This window comes from Nitrospira japonica, from assembly GCF_900169565.1.
GTDB lineage: Bacteria > Nitrospirota > Nitrospiria > Nitrospirales > Nitrospiraceae > Nitrospira_C > Nitrospira_C japonica_A.
This window is the reverse complement of the sequence record NZ_LT828648.1, coordinates 2966126-2990866: the sequence shown is the minus strand read 5'-3', so window position 1 is coordinate 2990866 and position 24741 is coordinate 2966126. Positions and strand designations below refer to the sequence as shown.

At 59.6% G+C, this 24741-nt stretch carries 32 protein-coding genes; 14 read left to right on the top strand and 18 right to left on the bottom strand.

The genetic code is table 11. The features are described from left to right. Positions 1-27: 27 nt before the first annotated feature. Positions 28-225, top strand: a complete 198-nt coding sequence (locus tag NSJP_RS14250; RefSeq protein WP_155970247.1) for a hypothetical protein — start codon at positions 28-30, stop codon at positions 223-225. Positions 226-236: 11 nt separating this feature from the next. Here the strand turns inward: NSJP_RS14250 and cax are convergent, their stop codons facing one another. Beyond that, positions 237-1310 (bottom strand): calcium/proton exchanger, encoded by a 1074-nt coding sequence (cax, locus tag NSJP_RS14245; protein WP_080887537.1) that lies wholly within the window; start codon positions 1308-1310, stop codon positions 237-239. A gap of 239 nt (positions 1311-1549) precedes the next feature. On the opposite strand from cax, the gene NSJP_RS14240 reads away from it, so the two are divergent. Continuing rightward, a complete protein-coding gene (locus NSJP_RS14240; protein WP_080887536.1) occupies positions 1550-1846 on the top strand; it encodes an ATP-dependent Clp protease adaptor ClpS in 297 nt (98 codons plus the stop codon). A 10-nt stretch (positions 1847-1856) separates the two neighbouring features. Here NSJP_RS14240 and NSJP_RS14235 read toward each other — a convergent pair whose 3' ends face one another. After that, complete coding sequence (locus NSJP_RS14235; protein WP_080887535.1) at positions 1857-2192, bottom strand: hypothetical protein; 336 nt, start codon at positions 2190-2192, stop codon at positions 1857-1859. A gap of 213 nt (positions 2193-2405) precedes the next feature. On the opposite strand from NSJP_RS14235, the gene NSJP_RS14230 reads away from it, so the two are divergent. The 3 genes from NSJP_RS14230 to NSJP_RS14220 are packed head-to-tail and all read left to right on the top strand — an operon-like array spanning position 2406 to position 4036. Continuing rightward, positions 2406-3080, top strand: a complete 675-nt coding sequence (locus NSJP_RS14230; protein ID WP_080887534.1) for a DUF3386 family protein — start codon at positions 2406-2408, stop codon at positions 3078-3080. A gap of 37 nt (positions 3081-3117) precedes the next feature. Next, the gene (locus tag NSJP_RS14225) at positions 3118-3546 is read left to right on the top strand and encodes a DUF5069 domain-containing protein (protein ID WP_172834358.1); all 429 of its coding nucleotides are present in this window, start codon (positions 3118-3120) and stop codon (positions 3544-3546) included. A 4-nt stretch (positions 3547-3550) separates the two neighbouring features. Continuing rightward, entirely contained in the window at positions 3551-4036 is a 486-nt protein-coding gene (locus NSJP_RS14220; protein ID WP_080887532.1) for a hypothetical protein, read from the top strand. 23 nt (positions 4037-4059) lie between these two features. Here NSJP_RS14220 and NSJP_RS14215 read toward each other — a convergent pair whose 3' ends face one another. From NSJP_RS14215 to NSJP_RS14190, 7 genes are all read right to left on the bottom strand, one after another. Continuing rightward, positions 4060-5682: a peroxidase family protein gene (locus tag NSJP_RS14215; RefSeq protein WP_155970245.1), complete on the bottom strand. Its 1623-nt coding sequence runs from the start codon at positions 5680-5682 to the stop codon at positions 4060-4062. Positions 5683-5921: 239 nt separating this feature from the next. Continuing rightward, positions 5922-6656, bottom strand: coding sequence for a TPM domain-containing protein (locus NSJP_RS14210; RefSeq protein WP_080887531.1), 735 nt, complete (start codon positions 6654-6656; stop codon positions 5922-5924). Then, a complete protein-coding gene (locus NSJP_RS14205; protein ID WP_080887530.1) occupies positions 6653-7396 on the bottom strand; it encodes a hypothetical protein in 744 nt (247 codons plus the stop codon). The genes NSJP_RS14210 and NSJP_RS14205 overlap by 4 nt, the downstream gene beginning before the upstream one ends. After that, entirely contained in the window at positions 7393-7866 is a 474-nt protein-coding gene (locus NSJP_RS14200) for an FAD-dependent oxidoreductase (RefSeq protein WP_197685543.1), read from the bottom strand. The genes NSJP_RS14205 and NSJP_RS14200 overlap by 4 nt, the downstream gene beginning before the upstream one ends. Beyond that, positions 7788-8027 carry an FAD-dependent monooxygenase gene (locus NSJP_RS20150; protein ID WP_456237786.1) on the bottom strand — a complete coding sequence of 80 codons (240 nt, stop codon included), beginning with the start codon at positions 8025-8027 and terminating at the stop codon, positions 7788-7790. Before NSJP_RS20150 ends, NSJP_RS14200 begins: the two co-directional genes overlap by 79 nt. Before the next feature lie 33 nt (positions 8028-8060). After that, positions 8061-8552 (bottom strand): phospholipase D-like domain-containing protein, encoded by a 492-nt coding sequence (locus NSJP_RS14195; RefSeq protein ID WP_172834357.1) that lies wholly within the window; start codon positions 8550-8552, stop codon positions 8061-8063. Positions 8553-8623: 71 nt separating this feature from the next. After that, positions 8624-9001, bottom strand: coding sequence for a hypothetical protein (locus NSJP_RS14190; protein WP_080887528.1), 378 nt, complete (start codon positions 8999-9001; stop codon positions 8624-8626). Between the two features lie 152 nt (positions 9002-9153). On the opposite strand from NSJP_RS14190, the gene thiS reads away from it, so the two are divergent. The 9 genes from thiS (at position 9154) to NSJP_RS14145 (ending at position 14841) form a co-directional block, all read left to right on the top strand. Further along, the gene (thiS, locus tag NSJP_RS14185) at positions 9154-9354 is read left to right on the top strand and encodes a sulfur carrier protein ThiS (RefSeq protein WP_080887527.1); all 201 of its coding nucleotides are present in this window, start codon (positions 9154-9156) and stop codon (positions 9352-9354) included. A gap of 2 nt (positions 9355-9356) precedes the next feature. After that, positions 9357-10280 carry a cysteine synthase A gene (gene cysK / locus NSJP_RS14180; protein ID WP_080887526.1) on the top strand — a complete coding sequence of 308 codons (924 nt, stop codon included), beginning with the start codon at positions 9357-9359 and terminating at the stop codon, positions 10278-10280. Between the two features lie 68 nt (positions 10281-10348). Next, entirely contained in the window at positions 10349-11161 is an 813-nt protein-coding gene (locus NSJP_RS14175) for a HesA/MoeB/ThiF family protein (protein ID WP_080887525.1), read from the top strand. 27 nt (positions 11162-11188) lie between these two features. Beyond that, on the top strand, positions 11189-12436 hold the full coding sequence (thrC, locus tag NSJP_RS14170) for a threonine synthase (protein WP_080887524.1): 1248 nt from the start codon (positions 11189-11191) through the stop codon (positions 12434-12436). Continuing rightward, on the top strand, positions 12433-12705 hold the full coding sequence (locus tag NSJP_RS14165; RefSeq protein ID WP_080887523.1) for a MoaD/ThiS family protein: 273 nt from the start codon (positions 12433-12435) through the stop codon (positions 12703-12705). Before thrC ends, NSJP_RS14165 begins: the two co-directional genes overlap by 4 nt. A 2-nt stretch (positions 12706-12707) precedes the next feature. After that, positions 12708-12947, top strand: coding sequence for an NIL domain-containing protein (locus tag NSJP_RS14160; protein ID WP_080887522.1), 240 nt, complete (start codon positions 12708-12710; stop codon positions 12945-12947). Positions 12948-13019: 72 nt separating this feature from the next. Next, positions 13020-13823 (top strand): molybdopterin-synthase adenylyltransferase MoeB, encoded by an 804-nt coding sequence (gene moeB, locus NSJP_RS14155; protein ID WP_080887521.1) that lies wholly within the window; start codon positions 13020-13022, stop codon positions 13821-13823. A 37-nt stretch (positions 13824-13860) separates the two neighbouring features. Next, positions 13861-14376, top strand: a complete 516-nt coding sequence (locus tag NSJP_RS14150) for a Mov34/MPN/PAD-1 family protein (RefSeq protein WP_172834356.1) — start codon at positions 13861-13863, stop codon at positions 14374-14376. 138 nt (positions 14377-14514) lie between these two features. Next, positions 14515-14841, top strand: coding sequence for a hypothetical protein (locus NSJP_RS14145; RefSeq protein WP_080887519.1), 327 nt, complete (start codon positions 14515-14517; stop codon positions 14839-14841). Positions 14842-14865: 24 nt separating this feature from the next. On the opposite strand, the gene NSJP_RS14140 is transcribed toward NSJP_RS14145, so the two are convergent. From NSJP_RS14140 to NSJP_RS14100, 9 genes are all read right to left on the bottom strand, one after another. Beyond that, positions 14866-15075, bottom strand: a complete 210-nt coding sequence (locus NSJP_RS14140) for a hypothetical protein (RefSeq protein WP_080887518.1) — start codon at positions 15073-15075, stop codon at positions 14866-14868. 5 nt (positions 15076-15080) lie between these two features. Then, positions 15081-15275, bottom strand: a complete 195-nt coding sequence (locus NSJP_RS14135) for a hypothetical protein (RefSeq protein ID WP_080887517.1) — start codon at positions 15273-15275, stop codon at positions 15081-15083. Between the two features lie 45 nt (positions 15276-15320). Continuing rightward, positions 15321-17045: an ABC transporter ATP-binding protein gene (locus NSJP_RS14130; protein ID WP_080887516.1), complete on the bottom strand. Its 1725-nt coding sequence runs from the start codon at positions 17043-17045 to the stop codon at positions 15321-15323. A gap of 24 nt (positions 17046-17069) precedes the next feature. Then, positions 17070-17600, bottom strand: a complete 531-nt coding sequence (gene def / locus NSJP_RS14125; protein WP_080887515.1) for a peptide deformylase — start codon at positions 17598-17600, stop codon at positions 17070-17072. Between the two features lie 93 nt (positions 17601-17693). Beyond that, positions 17694-18515 (bottom strand): HEAT repeat domain-containing protein, encoded by an 822-nt coding sequence (locus NSJP_RS14120; RefSeq protein WP_080887514.1) that lies wholly within the window; start codon positions 18513-18515, stop codon positions 17694-17696. Continuing rightward, on the bottom strand, positions 18512-21583 hold the full coding sequence (locus NSJP_RS14115) for an efflux RND transporter permease subunit (RefSeq protein ID WP_080887513.1): 3072 nt from the start codon (positions 21581-21583) through the stop codon (positions 18512-18514). The genes NSJP_RS14120 and NSJP_RS14115 overlap by 4 nt, the downstream gene beginning before the upstream one ends. Before the next feature lie 50 nt (positions 21584-21633). Beyond that, positions 21634-22827, bottom strand: a complete 1194-nt coding sequence (locus NSJP_RS14110) for an efflux RND transporter periplasmic adaptor subunit (protein ID WP_231989387.1) — start codon at positions 22825-22827, stop codon at positions 21634-21636. Further along, positions 22824-24155 (bottom strand): TolC family protein, encoded by a 1332-nt coding sequence (locus NSJP_RS14105; protein ID WP_172834355.1) that lies wholly within the window; start codon positions 24153-24155, stop codon positions 22824-22826. Before NSJP_RS14105 ends, NSJP_RS14110 begins: the two co-directional genes overlap by 4 nt. 206 nt (positions 24156-24361) lie before the next feature. Beyond that, positions 24362-24655 (bottom strand): hypothetical protein, encoded by a 294-nt coding sequence (locus tag NSJP_RS14100; RefSeq protein ID WP_080887511.1) that lies wholly within the window; start codon positions 24653-24655, stop codon positions 24362-24364. Between the last annotated feature and the right edge of the window lie 86 nt (positions 24656-24741).

Here is a 24741-nt window from a genome sequence, read left to right as displayed (position 1 = left end):
TGGATCGGAGAGCTGGAGGAGCGCCACGTGCCTGTGAACATGGATCCAAGCAAGAAGCGTCGCCGTACGGCTGCGCCGGCCACGCAGTCCGATCCCGCGGCCAAGCCGACTTCGCCGGGCCACTATGGCGATGAGACGGAAGAGGATCGGCAGAAGGCCCTTGCCGACGCGGAAAACAAGAATCTGTGGGATGCCACGGAAGTCATCGACATGGATCGATTCTAGTCCGCCGGCTCTTAGGCGGGCAGGAAAAAAAACGCCACCGCCAGCATCGCGTAGACACCCACCAGCATGACTCCCTCCATCCAATGTGATTCCCCGTCCATCGCGACGAATCCGACGATCAGAACGGAAATGGTAACGGAAGCAACCTCGAACGGGGTGAAGATCAGGTCGAGCGGTTTGCCGAAGAGATAGCTGGCAAACACCAGGAGCGGCGCAACCAGAAGAGCAATCTGAAGGCTGGATCCCACGGCAATACTCAGCGCCAGATCCATTTTATTCTTCATCGCGACCATGACGGCGGTCGAATGCTCGGCGGCATTGCCGACCAACGCCACCAGGATGACACCGACGAAGAGTTGCGTCATCCCGAGCCGGTGGGCAGCCGGTTCCAACGCCCCCACCAGCGTCTCGCTCATGACGGCAATCAGGACCGTGACCACTCCCAACACGACGGTTGATTTCGTCTGCGTCCATGGGGTCTCCCCGAGATCGGCCGGTCCATGTTCTTCGCCGGTATAGACATGGCGATGGGTCTTCAAGGAAAACACGAGACTCAAGACGTAAATTGCAAATAGGACGATGGCGATTTCCAAGCTCAATTCACGTTCAACCGCTGCCCCTTGAGAGGCCGCCGTCAGATGAAAGAGCGCGGGGATGATCAAACCGACTGCGGCGAGGAGCAGCAGGCTGGCTCCCATTCCGGCGGCCGTTTGGTTGAACTTCTGACGCTCGTACTTCACGCCGCCCGCGATCATGGCGGCCCCGAGAACCAGCAGGATGTTGCCGAGGATCGAGCCGGTGAGGGATGCTTTGACGACGTCGTGCAAACCGTTTCGTAGTGCGGCCAGCGCGATGATCAACTCCGCGGCATTGCCGAGGGAAGCATTGAGCAGACCTCCGATTCCCTCCCCGACGTGCGCGGACAGGTGTTCGGTTGCGCGCCCTAGAACCCCCGCAAGAGGAATGATGGCGAGAGCCGAGCAGATGAATATTGCGAGCGGATCGGCGTGGATGAGTTCCAGACCTACGGAGACCGGGACAAAGATCAGCAGGATGTCGAGCCAGGATCTGAACAGATCCTTCATGGGCGGCACCCTAGCATGGGTCCCAGGCTTTGTCGATGAATACGGCGATCGATCCCGGGAATGAAGACGCATGACGCGTGCGCACTGGAAGAAGCGGGCCAACACCAACGTCAGGAAACAGATTCGGAGAGACAGGCGATCGACGATGCCGGGGAAGGAGAGGGATCCGTGGCGGCCTCGAGTCTTTTTCGAACCGGATGTTAATCGTGGCGTGCAACTCTGCTAGAATCCCGAAGTCTATGGCCGAATCCCCTACCCCAGTCGCGACGCCTCTGACGACTGAAACGCCTTCGACCAGCGCAGGCGACGGCCTCGAAGCCCGCGTCATCGTCTACAATTGTGACTGCCACACGTACCAGCAGGTTATCGGGCTGTTCTGCGAATGTATTCCCGGCATGACCGCGTCCAGAGCCTTTGAATTGGCCTGGAAGATCGATCATCACGGCGAGGCCGTCGTCTTCACCGGCGCGTGGAAGCAGGCGGAGGAGATTGCCGGAAAACTGGGCAACGGCGGGTTACGCGTGGCGATTCAATAGCCGGGCCGCATCATTTCTTGTGTTTTGCCGCGCGGTCTTTCGTCTGAAGAGGGCCGGACTTCTTCTGCGGAGCATCCTTCACCTGTTGATGCTTGCCTTTCGCGGGAGCATTCTTCGCGGGCACGGCTCCCTTGGGTTGTTTCCCGGGAGCCCCTTTGCTCTGTAACTTGTGCGTACCGGCCGCGCGGTTGAGTTTGGTGACCATCTCGCTGTTGTAGACACGAACTTGGTACAATTCAAAGAGTTTGGCCACGGCCTTCTGGTCGCCCTTTTTCGCGGCGTTCAGAAGACGCCGCCGCTGGTTCATCTCTTCTTCTTCGGTATGCGACGCCGCCCTTCGTTCCATTCTCGCTTCCCCCGATATCTATATCAGTGCAGCTCCCTCGCCGGGAGGGAGATCCAAAAAAATTACGGAACTATAACAGAGTCGGAAGTCATTTGAAAACGTCGAGTCTGCCCGGATAACTCGGGTCCCATTGAGCAGGCTTCCGCAAGACGAGTATAATCGGGAAGGAATGCTTCTCGTTGACCATAGACCTTTATTCTTTTGGAGAACCCCATGGATGCACATACGCCGCAGCAACCGACCGTAGCCGACGATCCACGCGCACGTGAAGCCTTGCGAAAGGCATTCGAGAACACCGCCCGCTGGCAGAAGGACTTCAAGGGGTTTACGGCCGATCTGACCGTCAATGTCGACGGAGCCGAGAGCGCCGGCCCGATCATGGTCAAAGGTCCGCGCGAGGTTTCGGTGCAACTGCCGGACGCCGACATTCAAAAGTGGGCACAGGAGCAGCTGGGTATGATCGCTGTGCATCGCGGCCCGCGCAGTTTTGAAGAGTCCGACGGGAAGTACTCTCTGACGATGGAGGAAGACGGGCATCCGCTCGGCATCAAGTTGAACATACACGGTTCCAACTCTTTTTATCGGTTGAAGAACGACCGGATCACCCAGATCAACCGAACGATGGCCCATCCCGGGATGGCTCCGTTCGCATTCACGATCAACGTCGAGGACAGCGCCGTCACCCAGGATGGCAAGAATCTCACGACGAGATATACGGTGTACTACTATGCTCCCAAGGATGGAAAGTTGAACAACGTCGAAAGCTTCAGCGACAGCCACGTGCGGATCGGCAACTCCGATTTGCCCGGAACCAGACGGATCATCAGCTACGAGAACGGCCGGGTGACGGTCAAGAGCCTCACCTTTTCCAATCATAAGCTCCTGTGACGTGCTTATGGATCTCAGGACCTCGTTCCCGAGGAGCATGCGGGTGACCCTCGGAGGGTATGTGCATCTGGCGCGCATGATCGATAAGTGCCGGGCAGTGTTGGCCGGTACGGAGGGCGAATACATCTACCCCTGCCCCCTGGACAAGCGGCTGATGGAGTTCGCAGGAGTGACGGCCGAGCAATTTACCGAAGCGGTGACCGCTTCGCGAACCGATGAAGAAATGATCGCCTGGTTCCAAAGAACAGCTACGCCTCGGCCTCAATCCGAAGTGGATCAGTGGAATAGGGCACTGTTGCTGAGAGGACCGAGTTCGACGGACAGTCAGAAGCGGTTCGACGCCTATCGGGACGCCGTCGATCCTTCACGAACCGATCTCACGAGTTGGGCCGATCTCCAAGACTTGGAAGAGGGTCGGGACGTTCCATGCCGTCAGGCGGCGAATTCAGACCGGGAGACATATTGAGGTTATGAAAAAATATCACTGGATGTTCGATGGAGCGAGAACATTGACCCTGTTGGCGCTGGGACTCCTCTCCGCCGGTTGCCAGACGTTCGATTCGAAGGTCCTCGAAAAGAACGCTTCGAGCAACGAACTCAGAAAAGAGACGACCCTCGACCCTGTCCTCCCTTCCGGCTGTCCCACCGTCACAATGTCGCTCCCGGAAGGCAGGAACAAGATGGAAGTATCCTACCGGGAACCGACACTGGATCAGAACGGTATCGCGCTGACGACCTTGGCGTTTACCACCGTGTACGTCAGCAGTGTCCAATCGAAAACCACTGCATTCCGTATCTGGACGAACGATGCCCGCGGCGGGGCTCTGGTGACGGTCCGGGACATTCCTGTTCAGGATCGGGAAGCGGGAATTTGCGTCACGGCCACCAATTGGGGCCGCAAGGAATCGGCGCCTGCCGCTGCGGCGCCTCAAACAGGCGCCGCAGCCTCCCACTGATCAGTCCATCCGCGCGCGTCAGTTCACAGCGGCGGAACCACACCGGCAAGTCGGAGCAGGTCCGTGACCTTGAAGTCGCCCGGAGTCGCCGACGGCAAGGTCGGTTTCCAGTTCCGATCCACACTCAAATATGTACTCCGGTCCGCCCTGAGCAGGCCGATGAATACCTCCCCGACGATCCGCGCACCCACCGGTCCCATCCGGAGCCCGCTTTCCAAGACCTGGGCCTCTTTGAGGATGTAGTACCAGAGAGGCGTACTCCGATCCATGCTATACGGCTGCAATTCCGTCAGTTGAGCCGGCGTGAGCACCTGCACGCCCATCACCCGGGCGATCGCCTGTCCGGACGGCAATCCGAAGTTGACGTGTCGCATCAGGTTGCGTGATGCCAGCGATTGCACCCCGTCTTGCGGCATGCCCGGAGCCGGACCGCGCATACCCAGCAAGTGCATCAGAGGCGTGGACAGCTTGGCGTCGATCCGCTTGTTCGGACGCACGTTGCCGTCCCCGAAATTGAAGAAGGTCTGCCAGTCCACGAACCGGCGCGCGGCACGCTTGCCTCCGCGCAGATCGGCCGGATCAGGATCGTTCGGGTCGTTGCTGTCCTCGAAAATGAACACAAAGAACGGATTCCCGCCGTCCGGCCCGAAGTTCAGGCGATAGCTCGGGCGAGCCTGGGAGTGGCCGAAGCGGTACGCGGCCACCGAGAATTCCACCGGGATCTGCGGATTGCCGCGCAAATTTCTGAACCGCGCGTCGTCCCCGTTGTAGAACGTCGTGCCGCGTCGCAGGATGTCATCCACGCGGCCTTGTCCGATCGTGATCGGAAGGAACTCGTGGAGGACGATCCATTGATAGTGCCATTGGACCAAGCGTTGCGCCATTTGAAACACCCGATCCGGCGAGGCTTTTGCCAGTTCCGGCTTGGCGCGCAGATTGTCGATCACCGCATTGTGAAAGCGCAGCATCGCCACATGAAACTGGCTGATGATGACGTTCTCATCGTTTCGACTGTCGCCGATTACGGCATTGTTGCTGGCGTCGCGCGGCAGATCATAGCGGGTCGCCCCTTTGCGCGACACCGCCTCGGCCCCCGGCAATACGTCCACGCGCAACTTGATGTCGCCGGAGCTCCGGTCATAGAGTTCCGGCGAGTCCTGCGGACCCTGGCCGTACAGGCTGTCGAGGTCGAAGGCTGCGGTGCGAAAGTTCGTGGTGCGTCGGGGATCGGCGTTCTGCAGCAACGGCGACTTGGGATCGAGCGTTAGGTCGTGATCGATGAACTGACCAAGAAAGGTCATACCCGCTGTCATATTGGGATTGTCGGGATTGTTCGGGCTGAACACGGCCGGGTTGGTGATGGATTGAACCGGATCGGTCAACAGATCCATCGCATCGAGTATTCCTCCGGCTTCGCCGACCTTCTTCGCCTTGTCCCTCATTTCGTCGGTCGCAGCGGCAAAGGGTGGAAGCCCGGGAAACATTCGAATGAATGAATCGTCGGCCCGAGACGGAGTTCTCGGCGATTTGAGGAAGAGCGTATCGGCGGCCGAAGCCGTGAACGGCGTGACGGATGCGATGGTCGAGCATCCGACCACCGTGGCCAGCACGGCGGACATGACATGGGAGCGATTGACGGGTGGCATGAGTCCTCCTTCTTGTATTGTTCGAAGCGTTACAGACTTGTGTCGGAATACGTTTCCGGCGAAGTCCGAGGGGGGGGAGCCGAGCAACACATATGCCAGAGGAATTAATCTTGAAACCGGAAGCGTTCTCTGTTGAATCTCAGGACGATGGGCCGATCGTGGCGCGCGCGGCAGCCGAACGCGTCACAACGCTGGCATGTAGAAATGTAGGAATTACTGTACGCAGGACCAGAAAATAACTAGGTGTAGCCTTCTCCGTTCGTCCCTCCTCCGAACCCGCCCCAGTTGCCGCCGAATCCGCCCTGACCTGTCCCCCAATATTCGGCTTTTCTGATTCGTCGGTAAGGATGCCGAAGATCCGGACGGCTGATCCACCAGAGAAAGAGCAGCGCGCCGACGCTCGTCAAGACCGTAATCCAGATGCCGAAGTTTCGATAATGCGTTTTCGACAATGTTCCGGTTCGGATTTCCTGTGACACGGAGGCCAGCGCGACCACCGTTCGATACAGCCCCTCGCCGAAATGCCCCCGTTCCACTGCGGGATGGAGATATTCGCCGCCGACCTGATTCATCACGGCCGGAGTGATCACGGGAAACATCTGCCGGCCGAGCGTCATGGCCGCCTGCCGCTCCTCAACGGCAAGAAGAATCAGAACGCCGTGTTCCTGCTGCGTCGAGCCGATGCCCCATTTCTCATACAGCGCGCCGGCGAATTCGTTTGCGGAACCGAACGGCTTGATCGTGGGCACCGTCACCACGACCATCTCCACGCCGGTCTTTCGTTCGAGATCCTGGCAGACCGATCTGATGCGCGCTCTCCAATCCGCGTCCAAGGTCTGAGCGTGATCGCTGACGTAGCCCATCGGATCCGGCAACTTGACCGTCGGCCGGTCATACGGGCGGGCCGAGACGCTTCCGTCGATGGCGCCGAGCAGGAGGAGTCCGGAGAAGACCAGAAGAATTTTAAGCATCATCGAAGCGTCAATGCGGTTGCGGACAAGGAAGATACGGCCTGCAGATAGCGATCGAACAGCCGCGGAACTTCACTCGGTCCCGGGGAGATCTGCCCTCGTTTGAGGGCCAGGGCATCAAGCAGTCCCTGCAAGTCGATCTTGAAGTGCCCGGCGATGTCGGAAATCACGGCGTCCGAGTGGGCTGAAACCGGCCGGCTCAACATCCGTTGAAGTCCCCTGAGCAGCGGAACCATGGACGTCACGGACAGCGGAAGCAGAATGGTCACCGCATCGTCCGCACCGCCCGCTTCGGCATAACGCTGCCTGAGACGGAGCGCGTGGCCGGCAAACCCCTGCAGGACCTGATCCGCGAGCCGGCTTCTGTCGATGTGGGAGCCGACGAACGGATCACGTCCGCCCAGCACCCGATGCCAATCCTGAATTTCCAGAAACTCCAGGGGGAAAAGTGCGGACGAGTCGTTCAACTCCTGCTCGGTCAGGAACAGCGGCACGACGATCTGCTCCTTGCTCCATCGCTTGTGTAACGGGGCATAGGTCCGCAGCGCCTCCGAATTGTAGGACGTCATCAGGAGCAGCATGTTGAGATTCGAGCGGCCCGGAAGAAATTCACCGCGCACGGCGCTTCCGTAGATGAGCAAGCCTTCCACGCGCTCGCCGAACGCCTGCTTGACGTCCTTGGCATAGGACTGCACGACCCGCTGTGTGTCGTCCGGCAAACCCTCGATGATCCGTTCGCTCATGATCCTCCGTTTTGGGGAATGGCCGGGCGATGCCCCGCCCGAAAGTCGGGCAGAAATCCGGCGGCAATGACGCGGTCGAGGAGCGTGAAGGGCTCCGTCATCTGCAAGCCGGCGGTCGTCGAAAGCACTTGATACCGCAAGCGCGCGTTTCTGTTCAACGTTCGGAATACGCGATCCCGCAGAAACGCGACACCGGGGTTACCGGTGTTCCAATAAAAAACCTGTTGATCGGCCAACCGCTGCAGCAGCGTCACGTGAGGGCGACGAGCCGCTTCACATGCACGCAGACGTTCGGCCGAGCAGTCGCCGTCGCGGAGACAGTCGGGAATCAGGTCGGAGAGGGTCATGGCGTCGACCATGGCCTGCATGCGTCCCTGCGAGGCGTGCGGGTTCATCGCGTGAGCCAACGCTCCCCGTACCTTCGAAAACGTCCCGTCGGCTCCGACGACGGCCGGCAAGGATTGCAGCACACCGAGCCTATCCAGCACCGCCTGCCCGTTCGGTGCAAGATCTCACCGCGCAGCCCTTGCGGCGGACCGGGCGCCTGATCCAGAACGACGGTGCGGATTCCCTTCTGGGCAATGGCGAGGGCGAGGACGGCGCCTCCCCCGCCCGCTCCCACCACCGCCACGTCGGTTTCTTCAATCAGTTCGGCCACGATCGCTCATTCCTCAACCCAGGATTCAAACCGTTCCCGATCATTCCACATCGCCAGGAATTTTTCACGGGCCTTGACCGTCGTCGCATGGTCGGTGACGATGTCGAGCCGTTCATCGTTGTATCGGTTTCCGCTCGTCGTATGATTCATGGAGCCGGACGTGTTGACGTCGTCGTCGATGACGACCTGTTTCAAATGCATCAGTCCGTCGTGCCGATTGACGCGGATGGGAATGCCGGCCGACCGGAGGGTGCGGAGCGCGCTTCGTTGCTTGATATCCTGCGCGCGCCCCTGATCCGTCATCAAACGCACGTCAAGGCCGCGTTTCTTGGCGGCTACCAGGGCCTCGACCGCGCGGGGCGACGTGAGGCCGTAGACCGAGACATAGATATAGCGTCTGGCCTTCCCATAGAGCGAGACCACCCTGTCGAGCGGGGCTTCTTCCGGGGCAAAATAGATCTCGATGCCGGCACTCACCGCCTGATCGATGGGTGACACGTATGGAATCCACAGCAGGCAGACCGCGAGCGCACGGGAGATCCGGTGAGGGCTGGAAGCCAGGCGGCCACTCATTCGTTTTCGAACAGCAGCTTGAAGTGGTCGTCGGTCGAGTCCCAGGCGTGAGGGGCGTTGCGCGAAAGCCATTCCTTCAGGAAGTGTTTCTGACCGGGCGTCAGCAATTGCTTGATCTGATGCGTGCGTCCCTGGAGCGGCTGCAAAAATCCGACCTTCCGCTGGAAATCCAACGTGGCGGTTCTGACATACATGTTCGTATATGCGGCCGGGGCCTCGTCGTCGCCGTCGCCTTGAATCCAAACCGACAAAAACTTCTCCAACTGGAGACCGGCGCTGTCCATGGCCGGGTCGGTCTCATGAAACAACTCGTTTTCGGACTCCTTCAGCGGCGTGGCGTCGCTCGCTCGAAACATGAAATTGCGTTTCCACATGCGGCACTCCTTCCGAGAAGTCGTGCATAGTGGCGGCGGACTCGGCGCAATGTCAAGCAAGGCTCCCAGCGGCTCCGTTCCGTTGACTTTCGAGAGGACAGTTTGTTAACCTGTCTGAATTCTTTAATCCCTGGGCCAAGTTAGGAGACTTCATGCAAGTCAAGATCAACGGCAAAGTTGAAGAGGTCTCCGCTGGAACAGTCATGGACCTGCTGCAAGCCAAGAAGATCGAGCCACAGATGGTGGCGGTGGAAGTCAACGATACCATGGTGGAGCGGACGCAACTGGCCACGACGACGTTGAAGGAAGGCGACCGGCTCGAATTCCTATTTTACATGGGGGGTGGGTGCTGATCATGCCCCTGCACAAAGAGATCACCGAAGCGATCGGGCACACCCCACTCGTGCGCCTCAACCGGCTGAGCAAGCCCGGCTGCGCGACGATCTACGGCAAGGTGGAGTTTTTCAATCCGGGCGGCAGCGTGAAGGATCGAATCTGCCTCAATATGATCAACGAGGCGGAACGACAGGGCAAGCTCAAGCCAGGCGGGACGATCGTCGAGCCGACGAGCGGCAATACGGGCATCGGATTGGCCCTCATCTCCGCGGTCCGCGGATACAAGCTCATTCTGGTCATGCCGGAAAGCATGAGCATGGAGCGCGCCAGCCTGTTGTCGTCGTATGGCGCTCAACTCGTGCTGACTCCCGCCTGGGAAGGCATGAAAGGTTCGATCCGCGAGGCTGAAAGTTTGCTGAGCCAGAACCCGTCGTATTTTATGCCGGATCAGTTTTCAAATCCGGCCAATCCGGCCATGCACCGTATGACGACGGCTCCGGAGATTCTCGAAGCGATGGACGGGAAAATCGATGCATTTGTGGCCGCCGTGGGTACGGGAGGGACGATTACCGGTTGCGGGGAAGTCTTCAAGGAGCGCAATCCGAGCGTTCAAATAGTGGCCGTGGAGCCGACCGGCTCTCCTGTGCTTTCCGGAGGGGAACCGGGTCCCCACAAGATCCAAGGGATCGGCGCAGGATTCATTCCCAAGGTCTTGAACAAGAAGGTGGTCGACCGCATCGTCACCGTGACGGACGACGAGGCCTACCAGACGGCCAAGCGGATCTCCAAACAAGAGGGAATCCTGGTCGGGATTTCTTCCGGAGCCAACGTCTTCGCCGCGCAAAAAATCGCAGAGGAGCTGGGTCCGGGCAAAAACGTCGTCACGATTTTGTGCGATACGGGCGAGCGCTATATCAGCATCGAAAAATACTTTAACATCTGATCCGGAGCATTCGACCAGGGTATCCGGAAGCCGACCCGGTCGGCCGCCACGGCGGGACAAGCGAGATCATGGAATTCACCGAAGAACAAATCAACCGATACAGCCGGCATATTCTCCTGCCGGAGGTCGGCGGGAAGGGGCAGAAGAAGCTCGCAAAGGCGCGGATTCTCCTGGTGGGCGCCGGCGGCCTCGGATCCCCCGCGGCGCTGTACCTGGCGGCGGCGGGAGTCGGCACGCTGGGCTTGATCGACAGCGACGTGGTCGATATCACAAATCTCCAACGCCAGATCCTCCATCATACCTCCGACGTCGGACGTCCCAAGGTCCTGTCCGGGAAGGAGAAGATCCACGGGCTCAATCCCGACGTGGCCGTGACGATGTACGAAGAGCGGCTGACGGCGGGCAATGCCATCAAGATTTTCCAGGACTACGACGTGGTGATCGACGGGGTGGACAATTTCACGGCAAAGTTCCTGATCAACGACGCCTGTTTCTTCGCCGATAAGCCGTTGGTGCACGGCGGGATCTTGCGATTCGACGGACGCGTCACGACCATCATTCCGAGAAAATCCGCCTGCTATCGTTGCGTGTTCAAGAGTCCTCCTCCCGCCGGACTGGTGGCTTCCTGCCAGGAGGCCGGCGTCATTGGCGTGTTGGCCGGCGTGATCGGAACGATTCAGGCGACGGAGGCATTGAAGCTCGTGCTCGGCATCGGCCGTCCGTTGACCGATCGCCTGCTCGACTATGATGCGCGCAAAACGCAATTCAGGGAGATCAGGGTCAAACGCAATCCTGCGTGCGCCTTGTGCGGTGAGCATCCGACGATCACGGAGTTGTTCGACGACGGAGATCCGTTCGCGGGCTGTGCGTCCAGACCGTAATCACAGAATGCCGAAGGTGGTGTCACGATGGCCAAGATGAAAGCGTTGACGTGTCGCGAGTGCGGGAAGGAATATCCGACCAAGGCGATCCACGTCTGCGAAATGTGCTTCGGTCCGCTCGAAGTGAAATACAACTACGACGAGATCAAGAAAACCATTTCGCGGCAAAAGATCGAAGCGGGACCGCGCAGCATGTGGCGCTATGCCGATCTGCTGCCGGTGGAAGGCCCGGCGTTCCTCGGCCCGCACGCAGGCTTCACGCCGCTGGTTCGGGCCAAGAACCTCGGAGCGTATCTCGGCCTCGACGAGCTGTACATCAAGAACGACACCGTGAATCACCCCACCCTGTCGTTCAAGGATCGTGTCGTCGCGGTCGCGTTGACGCGCGCGCGCGAACTGGGTTTCGAAACCGTCGCCTGCGCCTCGACCGGCAATCTCGCCAACTCGGTGGCGGCCCACGCGGCCTCGGCCGGGATGCGCTGCTACGTGTTCATCCCCGGGGATTTGGAAGCGGCCAAGGTGCTCGGCAACTTGATCTACAAACCCAACGTGGTGGAGATCGAAGGCAACTACGACGACGTGAACCGCCTGTGCAGTGAAATCGCCGGCGAGCACGGCTGGGCCTTCGTCAACATCAACATCCGCCCCTATTACGCGGAGGGGTCGAAAACGCTGGCATTCGAAACGGTCGAACAGCTCGGTTGGCGTACGCCGGATCAGGTCGTCATCCCCATGGCTTCGGGTTCACTCCTGACCAAGATTTGGAAAGGCCTCCATGAGATGAAGGCCATCGGGCTGATCGATGAGGTCCGGACCAGGGTCAATGGGGCCCAAGCAGAGGGCTGCTCGCCGATCTCGACGGCGTTCAAGGACGGTCGGGACTTCTTCAAGCCGGTGAAACCCAAGACCATCGCCAAGTCGCTGGCGATCGGCAATCCCGCCGACGGCTATTACGCCTTGAAGGCGACGGCGGAAAGCAAGGGCGCCATGGACATGGTGTCCGACGAAGAAGTCGTGGACGGTATCAAGCTGCTGGCCCAGACCGAAGGCATATTCGCCGAGACGGCGGGCGGCGTGACCATCGGGGTCCTGAAGAAGCTCGTCAAGCAGGGCACGATCAAGAAGTCCGACGTGACGGTCGCCTATATTACCGGCAACGGTCTCAAGACCCAGGAAGCCGTGATCGACGCCGTAGGCCGTCCGGTCCGGATTTCTCCGAGTTTGGTGGCCTTTGAAAAAACATTCAAGATGGGAAAAAATGGCGGTGATGCATGATTAAGGTTCGGATTCCGACTCCCCTCCGTCCGTTGACGAAAGGCAAGAGCGAGGTCGAGGCCCAGGCCGCCGACATCGCGGCCATGATCGACACGTTGAACCAGGCCCATCCGGGTCTGAAGGACCGGCTGTGCGATGAAACCGGCGAACTACGGCGGTTCGTCAATATTTACGTCAACGAAGAGGATATCCGGTTCCTCAAAGGAAAAGAGACATCGTTGAATGACGGCGACGAAGTGTCCATCGTGCCCGCCATTGCGGGAGGCTGACCATGTCCAACATGCGATTTCACATCCGTTTTCCGGAAGAGAAAATCAAGGAACCCGTCATTTATCAGATCGGCCGTGAGTATCAGGTCGTGACCAACGTCCGGCGCGCCGACGTCCGCGAAACGACCGGCTGGATGGACCTGGAACTGACCGGCGAGACCGCCGAGATCGAGCGCGCGGTGGAAGGGCTCCGCAAGAAAGGTGTCGTCGTCGATCCGATCGAGTTGAACGTCGTCGAATAATCACGGCCCCGTCCGCCTGGCCCTCGCGCCACCGGACCGATCGCCACGATTTACAGACAGGGTTGATCCAACATGGAACTTACCGAGCAGCAGGTTCAACGCTACAGCCGGCACATCATCCTTCAGGAAGTCGGCGGAAAAGGGCAGCTCAAACTCAACAGCGCCAAGGTGCTGCTGATCGGAGCCGGAGGCCTGGGCTCGCCGGCGGCGCTCTACCTGGCCGCCGCGGGAATCGGCACGATCGGGCTGGTGGACGGCGACGTGGTCGATCTCTCCAACCTTCAGAGGCAGATTCTTCATTCCACCGCCAGTCTCGGGCAGCCCAAGGTGGAATCAGGCCGGAACACGCTTGCGGCGATCAACCCGGAAATTACGATCAAGACCTATCATCAGCTTGTGGACGCCGACAACATCCTGCCGCTCATCAAGGAATACGATATCGTGCTGGACGGGTCGGATAACTTCGCGACTCGTTTCCTGGTGAACGACGCCTGCTTTTTCGCCAAGCGAACGTTGATCTCCGCCAGCATGTTCCGTTTCGAAGGCCAACTGACGACGATCAAGCCGCATGCCGGCTATCCGTGCTACCGCTGTCTCTATCCCGAACCGCCCCCGGCCGGATTGGTTCCGAATTGTCAGGAAGCCGGTGTGTTGGGGGTCCTGGCCGGCACCATGGGCGTGCTTCAAGCCTCCGAAGCGATCAAGGAAATCCTCGGCATCGGCGAAACCATTGCCGACCGCCTGTTGATCTATGACGCGCTGGACATGAAATTCCGCAAAGTCGGACGTCCCAAGGATCCGGCCTGCCGCCTCTGCGGCCCCACCCCCTCCATTACCGATCTGAGCACCGATTACACGGTCACGTGTACGATCTGATCGAGCGATCGAAACGGACGAGAGGCGACCGGTCATCGTGCCAGATCTGATTATTCCCCAGTCGGTCCTCGACGAACTCGTCGAGCATGCACGGACGCTGGATCCCTACGAGTGCTGCGGATTTCTCGCGGGGACGGGCCAGACCGTCAGTCGCGTGTATCGCATCAAGAACGTGGTCAGCCTCGAAGGCGCCGCCGATGCCGCGGCCTTCGACGAAGCCAAGATTCAACACTTGTCCAGGCTTTCTCCCGAGGAACGCGCCGAGATCGCCTTCATTATGGACGCGCGGGAGATGTTCCAGGCCGTCAAGGACATCCGAAACAGCGGCCTGACGCTTCAGGTCGTCTATCATTCTCATCCCCATGATCCCGCGCGTCCCTCCGTCACGGACATCAAGATCGCCGACGACTGGGAAGAGAACTGGGCGCGGCTCAACCTCACGCTTCCCCTCTACCTCTTGATTTCCCTTCAAGATAAGGCCCGTCCGGACATTCGTGCCTATCGCATCTCGCAAGGGCGGGTAACTCCGGCCACTCTCTCGCCCGTTTCCTGATCGCCCCTCCGATCGAACGGCGGCATATCGAGTCACTCCCCTTCCGGCAAATCCCCGAATTTCCGGTTTCCTTCTCCATACTCAGGTGAGATAATGTCCCCCATAAATCATGTTCTTTCATTGGAAGGAGCGATCGTGATGCCATTCATGCGAACGATTCTTCTCGCAGGATTTCTGGTTCTTCTCCTCAACGGTGCCGGCTTGGCCGAGGACAAGAGCTTCTACAGCCCGGTCATCGACATCGAACCGAATACCCATCGGATCCTCATTTCCACGTTGGGATCGGTATTTTGGATCGAGGTGCCCGAAGCGGGATGGCCTCACATGGAGAAGTTGCCGATCTCGGGACTCGTCGATTTCGTGGTGGAGATGCGCGCCAACGGACAGACGCCGCTGATCAAGACCTGGAAGGTGAAATCCGGGGACTCGGCCTGTATGGTCTTCGACGGAAAAGGCTGTAAATAGCGGACTGGCCGATCCGGACCGTTCTTACTCGGAACTGCCCAACATGTCGTCGATCAATGGGCGATTGATGTCCGTGCAGCCCATGCAGATCGTATCAAACAACGCTTCATGGTCCATCACGAAATTCTTGTGATCGACCAGTTTTTCGAGCAGGACCTGGCTGTGGCACGTATCGCACAGCATCATCAGTCCGCGCATCACCGATACCGTTTTCCGTCCCGTGCTGCCGCTCATTGTCGTTAGACCGATCCCTTCTGCATCGCCACGAAGAAGTCCTCCGCCTCCAAGTCAATGCCGCAGGAGGGGCATTCGTGCGGCTGATCGACCGGGGGAATCGAAAGTTCCGTACGGTCCACCCGTCCCCGGCACACGTGATAGAACCGGCCGCGCGCATGCTCATTATCCAGCGGATCGTTTTCGTAGATCAAGACCATACTTTTTCCTGTCGGCTTCGGCGCGTGCCCCGAATGTGGCCGCGCCTATGTCTGAAATTGCGCCTCATATAATCCGGCATACACTCCGCCGAGCGCCATGAGCCGCTCGTGGGTTCCCATTTCCACGAGATGCCCCTTCTCGATCACCAGGATACGGTCCACGTCGTGGAGGGTCGTCAGCCGATGTGCGATGATGAAGGTGGTTCGTCCCTTCGTCAACTCGTTCAAGGCCTCGCGGATCTTCACTTCCGTTTCGGTATCGATATTTGACGTCGCCTCATCGAAGATCACGATCGGCGGATTCTTGAGCAGCACCCGCGCGATGGACACCCGTTGTTTCTGTCCGACCGACAGTTTCACGCCCCGCTCCCCGATTCTGGTTTCGTATCCTTCCGGCAGATCGACGATAAAATCATGGGCCCTGGCGGCTCGCGCCGCGGCCTCCACCCGATCGCCCGTCGCGGTCAAATCGCCATAGAGGATGTTCTCCCGCACGGTCCCGTTGAACAGGAACGGCTCCTGCTGCACGTATCCGATCTGACGCCGCAGATAGTCGAGCGGCATATCCCGGACATCCCGCTCATCGATGAGCACAACCCCGCCCGTGACGTCGTAGAACCGCATCAACAACTTGAGCAACGTGCTCTTGCCCGCGCCGCTTGGTCCGACCAGCGCGATCCGCTCCCCGGCCGATACCGAGACGGACAACCCGTCCAGCACCGGCACGTCAGGGCGATACCGAAACTCGACGCGGTCGAACCGGACTTCCCCGCGGGCCTTGTGAGCGGGCGCCGAGACACCGGGCGCGTCGGCGACCTCAGGCTTCGTGTCCAACACCTCGAAGACCCGATCGCTGGCCGCCAGGGCATGCTGCAGCAGGTGATTCACGGAATGAATCTGGTTGATGGGAACATAGAACAGGCTCAGGTACGAGAGAAACAGCACGAGTTCCCCGAGGGTCAACCGTCCCGCCGATACCTCACCGGCCCCGTACCAGAGAATGAGCACGGTCCCCAGGCTGCCCACGAGAATCATGCCCGGCGAATAGAGCGACCATAGATACATGGCCTTGAGATTGGCGGCGCTGTAGGCCTGGCTCAGTCGGTCGAACCGTTCCTGCTCGTGCGCCTGCCTGCCGAATCCCATGATCTCGCGGATGCCGGACAAGGCGTCCTGCAGATAGGCGCTGACCTCCGCCGCGCCCTGACGGATGCCGTGATAGAACCCGTGCACTTTCGTGGTGAACCGCCCGGCCGACCATATGAGAAACGGAATCGGCACCAGCGACAATAGGGCGAGTTTCCAGTTCAACGCAAACAGCATGATCGTGATGCCGACCAGCGTCAGAGACGCCGTGAGCGCGGCTTCCACCCCGTCGATGAAGATGCGCTCCACGTGCTCCGTGTCGTTCGTCAACCGCGACATGATTTCGCCGGTCGAGCGGTTCTCGAAGTACGTGACCGAAAGCCGCTGGACCGCCGCGAAGACGTCGCTGCGGAGTTTGTGCACGACGGTCTGTTCGAGCGTATTGTTCAATCGGATGCGGAGGGATGCAAACACGTTCTTGCCGACATAGGCGGCGACAAGGCCTGCCAGCACCCAAGGCAATAGCGATTCTTGCTTGGCCTGGATCACGTCGTCGATGACGATTTTGACGATCCAGGGCGGCACCAATTCCATGGCTGTGGCGCCCAGCGCACACAACAGCGTGACGGCGACCAGGCCCCGATGGGGCCGCAAATACCATAGGACGCGCAAAAGGGATTTCACGATGCCTGCCCGGGCTGGATTCGTTTAGATGACCGGAGTCGGTTCTTTCCGCCAGTACTTGTCGAATTCTGTCAATTGAGTGAGCGTGGACAGATCCGTCATCCGATCCACGAACAATTTACCGAGGAGATGATCGGTTTCGTGCTGGACGCAGACGGCATAGAGTCCGTCCGCCTCGATGTCGACCGGCTTGCCGTCTCGATCCAGGGCTTGAACGCGGATGACCGACGGCCTGGTCACTTTGCCGCGCAACCCGTCGACGCTCAGACAGCCCTCCCAGTTTTCGGCTTGTTGCGGGCCGTAATAGACGATCTTGGGATTGATCAAGGTGGTGGTGGGAAATCCCCCCTCCCCTTCGCATCCCATCACAACCAGTTGAATCGAGCGGGAGACTTGAGGCGCGGCCAGACCGATGCCAGGCTCATCCAGCATGGTTTCGAACATCTCGTCGATCAGCTGCTGGAATTCCTTGGTGCGGATCTCGCGGACGTCGACCGGCGCTGCAATCTTACGCAGGATGGGATTGCCGAGTTTTGCGATGGGAAGCACGGCCATAGGTCGACGGAATCCTTTCGTCACCGGACATCGGTATCACACGTCGAATCCATCAGATATAACATAGCGATTTTCACCGCCGCAAGGCGCGCCTCATCCGGGCTGGGCCGTGGAACGACGCTTCGGTTCGGGAAGCTGGAACGAGTCTTTTTCGATGTTCCACCAGTCGGTCCATTCCCTGGTCCATTCCGTCCGATCTTGTTTGGTCGAGCTGTCCCAATCATGGAATTCGGTTTCATGTCGCGTCAAAATCCAGAGAGACTGCACGGCCGACAGCCCGACAAACCGTTCATCGTCGGCAATCATGTCGATCAGGATGGGCACAACTGCCTTGTCCCTCACATACCGGGATTCGAAGGCGGCGGCCTTTCGGATCGACGAATTGGGATCCTTTGACATCGCTTGAATCGCTTCGGGCGTCTTGGACGGATCCAGGCGGATGGATACCCGCAGGGCATGCTCACGTACCCTGGGCATCTCGTTCGGATCCTTGGCGGTCGTGATCAGCACCGGCACGGCCGCCGGTGCCTTGAGCATGGACAGCGTCTCGATCGCGTTGTATCGGATTCTGGGACCCGGCATGGTCAGCGCCTTCACGAGGACCGGTACCACCGGCTCGCCCAGATGAACGAACTCGCCCATGGCCCAGAATTCCTGTTTGCCCTCCAACAGAGGAAGCAGGGCTTCCGCCCGCTGCAGTTCCTCCGGAGTCAGGGGCTTGGTGTTCTGCGGAACGGTTTCGGCCGGCGAGTGCTGAACGGCCGGAGGCATCTCGTAGGGCATCTGCACCGGAATCGGCGCAGGCCGTTCCACGGCGAACGCCGCCAGCGGCAGAGCAAGACAAACCACCGCAGTCGCTCGGATGATGACGTGACGTCCTCTGGTACGCACTGGTTCCCCTTTCTTCAGAATCATTCGCCGGTATCGTTCCATCGTCGATGGACCAACTCATATAATACCGGTAACACGACTAAAATCAAAAAGGCGGCCGTCAGCATCCCCCCGACCACCACGCGGGCCAGGGGCTTCTGGGCCTGGGAGCCGATGCCCGTCGCCAGAGCCGCGGGCAGCAATCCGATCGCCGCTCCCAAGGTCGCCATGAGAATCGGCCGCATCTGCACGTCCGCCCCTTTGATGACCGCTTCGCGAAGGCTCAGGCCGGTGAGGCGGAATTCTTCGATCCGCGAGATCAGCAACACACCGCCCAGGATCGCCACGCCGAGGGTCGAAATCACGCCGACCGCCGCCGAAATGCTGAAATGCGTTTGGGTCAGCACCAGCGACAGCACCCCGCCGACCAGGGCGAACGGCACCGTCGCCAGCACGAGCAACGCGTTTTTCAGCGAGTCGAAGGTCGTATACAGCAGGAACAGGATGATCAGCAGGCTCACCGGCACGATGGTCAGCAGCCGCTTCTGCTCGTCCTTCAACTGATCGTACTGTCCCGCCCATTCCATGTGGTACCGCTCCGGCAGCGTCACCTCTTTTCCCAGCTTGGCCTGGGCCTCTTCCACCGTACTCTGGAGATCGCGCTCGCGCACGCTGAATTTGATCGGGATGTAGCGCTCATTGTTTTCCCGGTAAATGATGAAGGCTCCCGTTTGCGAGGTGATCGTGGCCAGCTGCTTCAACGGAATCCTCGCGCCATCCGGCGTGCTGACCAGAATATTGCTGATCGATTCGACGTCCTGTCGGAATTCCGGCATGAACCGCACCACCAGATCGATCAGGCGTTCTCCTTCGAAGACCTGCGTGACTGCCTGACCGCCGACCGCCGCCTGCACCACGGCGTTGACGTCCGCCACTTGGAGCCCATACCGCGCGCTGGTTTCCCGGTCCACCTGAATCAGGAGGTTCGGCTGGCCGACGAGCCGGAAGATGCCGAGATCCTTTACGCCCTTGACGCTTCGCATGACACTTTCAATCTCGACGGCCTTGGCTTCCAGAGTTTTCAGGTCGCGGCCGAACAACTTAATCGAGTTTTCCCCCTTGACCCCCGACATCGCTTCTTCGACGTTGTCTTGAATGACCTGGGAGAAGTTGAAAATGACGCCGGGGATCTTGTGCAGCTTGGCTTCGATTTCTTCGATCAGCCCGTCCTTGTCCAGACCGGAGCGCCATTCTTTTTGCGGTTTCAGATTCGCCAGAAACTCGGCATTGAAGAAACTCGTCGGATCCGTACCGTCGTCCGGTCTCCCCAATTGCGAGACGACCGTCGTGACTTCCGGCGCGTCGCGGAACATCCTCCGGATGTCGTTGGTTAAACGGGCTGCCTGCTCAAACGAGATGTCCACCGGCATCGTCGCGCGCACCCAGAGATTGCCTTCTTCCAGCGCCGGCATGAATTCTCCGCCAAGCGATTGCAGCGCGATGAAAGTCAGGAACAACAGGCCTGCCGCCACGGCCAGGACCAGCAAACGGTGGTCCAGCGAGAAGCCGAGAATCCGGTGATAGAGGCGCCGGATCACCCGGACGACCGCCGTATCCTCTTCGCTGAGCGGCCCCCGCAGAAGAAACGAGCAGAGCACGGGGGCCAGCGTGAAGGCCATGATCAGGGCCCCGACCAGGGCGAATCCGTAGGTTACCGACATGGGCGCGAAGATCTTTCCCGGGACGCCCGTCATTGTGAACAGCGGAATGAAGGCCACCACGATGATCGCCGTCGAGAAAAAAATGGGCCGTCCGACCTGGCGCGCCGCGCGCACGATGTGTTGGTTCACCGTGAGGTTTTGCGTCTTCGCGTGGGCCAAATGAAAGAAAATGCTCTCCACCATGATCAGCGTGGCATCCACGATGATGCCGAAGTCGATGGAGCCGAGCGAGATGAGGTTGGCCGACTGACCGACCAACACCATCATGCTGAACGTAAACAGGAGCGAGAGGGGAATGGTCAGGGCCACGATCAGCGCCGCGCGGAAATGTCCGAGGAAAACGAAAAGAATCAGGAACACCAGGACCATGCCGCTGATGAGAATGTCGGTGACGGTTTCGACGGTCGTATGGATCAGGGCGGTCCGGTCGTAAAACGTGGTGACCTTCACCGCCGCCGGCAGTTTCCACGAGTTCAGGTCCTGCACCTTGGCCCGGACGCTGTCGAGCACCGGGAGAGCTTTGTAGCCACGCTGGAGCAGCACCACGCCCTCCACGACGTCGTCGCGGTCGTCGATGCCGACTTTTCCCAGTCGCACGCGATGGCCGATGGACACGGTACCGAGCGATTTCACGAACACCGGCGTGCCGTCCTTGGCGGTGACCATGACGTTCTCGATGTCGTGGAGGTCGTCGATCAATCCGAGTCCCCGAATGTTGTAGTTCTGCGAGCCGACCGTCAGGTAGTTGCCTCCGACGTTGGCGTTGCTGTTGCTCAGGGCCTGCATGACCTGGGACAGGCTGACGCCGTAGGAGATCAATTTCCCGGGATCGATATCGATGTGGTACTCCTTCGTCGTCCCGCCGAAGGCCGTCACGTCGATCACGCCGGGGATGCGCCGGAATTCCCTGCGCACCTGCCAGTCCTGAATCGTCTTCAGATCCGTCAGCGAGGTCGTGCCGGAGCCCGTCAGTTCATACCGGTAGATTTCGGCGATGGCCCACCATGGCGACAGGCTCGGCTGCACGCCATTCGGCAATTGCACCGACATCAGCCGGTTCAGCACTTCCTGGCGGTCACGAAAGATGTCGGTCCCGAAATCGAAATACACCTTGATGTCGCTCAAGCCGAAGATCGAAAGGGACCGGATGTCCTTGAGGCCGGGCATACCCGTCAGCGCCACCTCGATGGGGATCGTGATCTGTCGCTCCATTTCCTCGGACGACCACCCTGGATTCTGGGTGATCAGCTCGACCATGGGAGGAGACGGATCCGGGTACGCGACGATATCGAGGAGGTGAAAGGCGTAGAGTCCGCCGAAGAGAAGGGCCAAGCCCAACATGCACAGCAGGAACCGCTCGACCAGGGAAATTTCGACAATGCGGGCGATCATGTGGAGGGGTGACTATCCGGTGACGAGAGGGAGGCGTGAGGCAAGGTTGCCTATCCTTTGGCTTCCTGTCCCTTGATAAGGACCGCCCCTTTGATGACGATGCGCTGTCCGGAAGCCAGGCCTTCGACGACGCGAACCTGGTCCGACGAGATCGGCGTCACCGTCACTTCCCGCTTCACGTACTGATTCTCGCCTTCGACGAGATAGACGAACTGTTTCCCTTCGGCCTCGAGCACCGCTTCCCGCGGAATCGTCAGGAGCGGGGTCGTCCCGCCCACGCGCAGGACCAGGCGGGCGAACATTTCGGGCTTGAGTTTATTTTCCTGGTTGTTCACCCAAGCGCGCAGCTTGATGGTCCTGGTCGTCGGATCCACGACATCGCCGATGGCCGCGACCGTGGCGGGGAATGCCACGCCCGGATAGGCCTCGACCATCACCTTGGCATATTGGCCTTCCTTCACCAGGGCCAGGTCGCGTTCGTAGACGTCGGCGACGACCTGCAACATCGCAAGATCGGCCACCGTGAACAGGATCTGGCTCGGATCGCCGCCGACCGATTGTCCGGGCGTGACGGCTCGTTCGACGACGATGCCGGTCAGCGGACTCTTCATTTCGAAGCGCGACGTGATCGTTTGCTTGTCCACCGGCTTGTTCAGTTCTTCCTGAGGAATACGGAGAGAAAGGAGCCGTTCTTTGGCGCGCCGGAATTCCGCGCGGGCTTTGACCAGCTCGTTTTCAGCCTGCTTGAGGTCTTTCAACGGCAGGGCCTTGTTCTCATAGAGATCTTTAGCCAGCTCGTGGGCCCGGACTGCATACTGCAAATCCGAATCCTCCTTCACGTATTCCGAATAGGCTTGCGCGATGTCCGGACTATCCACCACGAGGACGATGTCTCCGGCTTTGACGCGATCGCCAAGGTGGGCACGGACTTCGACCACCCGCCCTTGCAGAGGCGAGGAGATGCGTGAATACCGATCCTCTCCGTAGGCGACCTTCCCGGACAGGGTCAGGTCGTGTTCGCCGGAACCCATTTCGACGGTTCCGATTTCGACCCGAGGTCCCAAATCGGTCGGATGCGGGGCGGCTTTGGGTGGAATGGCGGCGTTCGAATGAGGCGGCTGGTCCGCGCGGCCGCACGAGATGAGGAAAAGAAGCGCGGCGCAGACTGAAAAGATCAACAGGCTGCCGGCTGCAGCGTGACGATTGTCGTCGCCCTCCGGGGCGTCACCTGTTCCGATGTTCACGAGCGAATCTCCTGACCCACTGCGCTTTCCAACTGGAACAGATTGTGTTGATAGGTGAACAGGGCCTCGATGTAATTTTGCTGAATGGTGCGGGAGGTGCGCGCCGCATCGAGTAGGTCGAGAATGGTGGCCCCTCCCCGTTCATACGCACGTTCGACGATCGTCAGAGTCGATCGGGCATCGTCCAGAATCCCGCCGACGAATGCTTCGACCAACCGGCGGCTCTGAATCAAGTTCCGATAGGCGACTTCGACCTCATTTTCTACCTGATTTACTGTTTTATTCAAGTCCGCTTCCGCGGACTGGACGGCAACCTCGGCCTGTAGGATACCGCCCTGGTTCCGGTTGAACAAGGGAATGGGGATTCCGAAATTCAGCACCCATTGCTGGGGGTTGTCAGGCCCCTGCGCTCCCTGAATCTCGTAGCCGGCCCCCACGGTGACGTCGGGAACCCGATAGGCTTTGGCCAGGCGGAGATCAGACTCTCGTTGCGACTGGGCGAACCGTTTGGCCCGGATGTCCGGCCGCAGATCGATCGCCGTCACCCGAAGCTTGTTGATATCCGGATCGATCCGGCGGAAGTCCATTTCCGTGGTCAGTTCCATGGCCGTCTTCGGGGACAACCTCAAGAGCTGCCGCAGGTCGCCCCGCGCCATTTCGGCGTCCTGGAGGGATTGAATGACCTGGGATTGGAAGTCCACCATCTGCAGCCTGATCCGGATCAGGTCCACTTCCGCAATATAGCCTTTCTTGAAGCGGATGGTATTGATGTCCAGGATACGGGCGAAGCGGTCGCGATTCTCTTCGGCCAGGTTGAGCCGCCGTTGCGCCAATTGAATGCGGTAGTAGGTGTCCTTGACCGTGAAGCCCAATTGGCGCACCGCATCCTCGAACGCCGCTTCGGCCGATTGGGTTCCGAACGTGGCGCTTTCGATGCGATAGCCCCGCTTGCCGGCCAGCTCGAACAATTGCTGCACGATCATGGCAAGCTGCCCGCTGTTTTTGAGGTTCAATCCCTGCGTATAGGAACTCAGGGTGCCGATGAAGGCCACGGGATTGGGAAAGAGAGAGGCCGTAATTTCCTGGCCCTTATTGTAGTCGATGCCGTACCTGGTGATCAGCACGGACAGGTTCTGCTTGATGAACAGCGCGATGGCTTCGTTGAGACTCAGTCGAATGACCGCCGGAGGTTCGGACGGACCGGGCGGACCGGAGAGACCGGGCGGCGACGGCTGCTGCGCACCGGCCACGGACTGGCTGATGATCAGGACGCTGAGACCGAGAAAAATCCAGGATAGGAACCGTCGTCGAAGGGGTGCAACGGACACGAACCGTCTCCTCGCAAAACCCGTCAATGCGAACTACAGCACTCCTGTTGCCGCTTATCCCTCAAAAAATAAGGCATTATACCGTGTCTGCAGCGCGATGCAAAGAACCTCCACGGAAACAGATGGTTAGAATCGGAAGGACAGCTTGTCCTGTGATCGAAGAGAGGTGCGCGGGAGAGGGGAAAATCCTGGTATGTAAGCGGCCGTCACTCGTCAAATACGGCCTTGGCATTGGCCGTGCGCAGGTGCTTTCTGACCCTGACGCGTTCATGATGCTTTCGCAACAATTGACGGCGAATGGTATTGCGGTCTTCCGCGACGATTCGGACGAGCCGATCGACGTCTTCCGCGTGATCGCGGACGAGTTCCGAGAGTTTCTGCATCTGCGCTTCCAGTCGCTCGAGCCGCCACAGAGCGTTCTGCAACGGGGTCTCGCCGGACTGTTTCCCAGACGCGGCGGCCCGCTTGGAAAGGGACGAAACCACGACATCCTGCTTCATGTCTGCTCCTTTGCCCGGTCCGCTCAGATAACACGTATTTCTGAGCGGTAGTATCAACCGCTCGTGACCGGATGTCAACGAATTCG

Excerpts from the sequence above, each read along its gene's own strand:
- NSJP_RS14225 (WP_172834358.1), top strand. The coding sequence starts at position 3,118 with ATGCGGGTGACCCTCGGAGGGTATGTGCATCTGGCGCGCATGATCGAT.
- NSJP_RS14165 (WP_080887523.1), top strand. The coding sequence starts at position 12,433 with ATGATTAAGGTTCGGATTCCGACTCCCCTCCGTCCGTTGACGAAAGGC.
- NSJP_RS14145 (WP_080887519.1), top strand. The coding sequence starts at position 14,515 with ATGCCATTCATGCGAACGATTCTTCTCGCAGGATTTCTGGTTCTTCTC.
- NSJP_RS14115 (WP_080887513.1), bottom strand. The coding sequence starts at position 21,583 with ATGATCGCCCGCATTGTCGAAATTTCCCTGGTCGAGCGGTTCCTGCTG.
- thiS (WP_080887527.1), top strand. The coding sequence starts at position 9,154 with ATGCAAGTCAAGATCAACGGCAAAGTTGAAGAGGTCTCCGCTGGAACA.
- cax (WP_080887537.1), bottom strand. The coding sequence starts at position 1,310 with ATGAAGGATCTGTTCAGATCCTGGCTCGACATCCTGCTGATCTTTGTC.
- NSJP_RS14135 (WP_080887517.1), bottom strand. The coding sequence starts at position 15,275 with ATGGTCTTGATCTACGAAAACGATCCGCTGGATAATGAGCATGCGCGC.
- NSJP_RS14235 (WP_080887535.1), bottom strand. The coding sequence starts at position 2,192 with ATGGAACGAAGGGCGGCGTCGCATACCGAAGAAGAAGAGATGAACCAG.
- moeB (WP_080887521.1), top strand. The coding sequence starts at position 13,020 with ATGGAACTTACCGAGCAGCAGGTTCAACGCTACAGCCGGCACATCATC.
- thrC (WP_080887524.1), top strand. The coding sequence starts at position 11,189 with ATGGCCAAGATGAAAGCGTTGACGTGTCGCGAGTGCGGGAAGGAATAT.
- NSJP_RS14160 (WP_080887522.1), top strand. The coding sequence starts at position 12,708 with ATGTCCAACATGCGATTTCACATCCGTTTTCCGGAAGAGAAAATCAAG.
- NSJP_RS14140 (WP_080887518.1), bottom strand. The coding sequence starts at position 15,075 with ATGAGCGGCAGCACGGGACGGAAAACGGTATCGGTGATGCGCGGACTG.
- NSJP_RS14205 (WP_080887530.1), bottom strand. The coding sequence starts at position 7,396 with ATGAGCGAACGGATCATCGAGGGTTTGCCGGACGACACACAGCGGGTC.
- NSJP_RS14210 (WP_080887531.1), bottom strand. The coding sequence starts at position 6,656 with ATGATGCTTAAAATTCTTCTGGTCTTCTCCGGACTCCTCCTGCTCGGC.
- NSJP_RS14215 (WP_155970245.1), bottom strand. The coding sequence starts at position 5,682 with ATGCCACCCGTCAATCGCTCCCATGTCATGTCCGCCGTGCTGGCCACG.
- NSJP_RS14240 (WP_080887536.1), top strand. The coding sequence starts at position 1,550 with ATGGCCGAATCCCCTACCCCAGTCGCGACGCCTCTGACGACTGAAACG.
- NSJP_RS14120 (WP_080887514.1), bottom strand. The coding sequence starts at position 18,515 with ATGATTCTGAAGAAAGGGGAACCAGTGCGTACCAGAGGACGTCACGTC.
- NSJP_RS14175 (WP_080887525.1), top strand. The coding sequence starts at position 10,349 with ATGGAATTCACCGAAGAACAAATCAACCGATACAGCCGGCATATTCTC.
- NSJP_RS14190 (WP_080887528.1), bottom strand. The coding sequence starts at position 9,001 with ATGTGGAAACGCAATTTCATGTTTCGAGCGAGCGACGCCACGCCGCTG.
- NSJP_RS14100 (WP_080887511.1), bottom strand. The coding sequence starts at position 24,655 with ATGAAGCAGGATGTCGTGGTTTCGTCCCTTTCCAAGCGGGCCGCCGCG.
- NSJP_RS14230 (WP_080887534.1), top strand. The coding sequence starts at position 2,406 with ATGGATGCACATACGCCGCAGCAACCGACCGTAGCCGACGATCCACGC.
- cysK (WP_080887526.1), top strand. The coding sequence starts at position 9,357 with ATGCCCCTGCACAAAGAGATCACCGAAGCGATCGGGCACACCCCACTC.
- NSJP_RS14220 (WP_080887532.1), top strand. The coding sequence starts at position 3,551 with ATGAAAAAATATCACTGGATGTTCGATGGAGCGAGAACATTGACCCTG.
- def (WP_080887515.1), bottom strand. The coding sequence starts at position 17,600 with ATGGCCGTGCTTCCCATCGCAAAACTCGGCAATCCCATCCTGCGTAAG.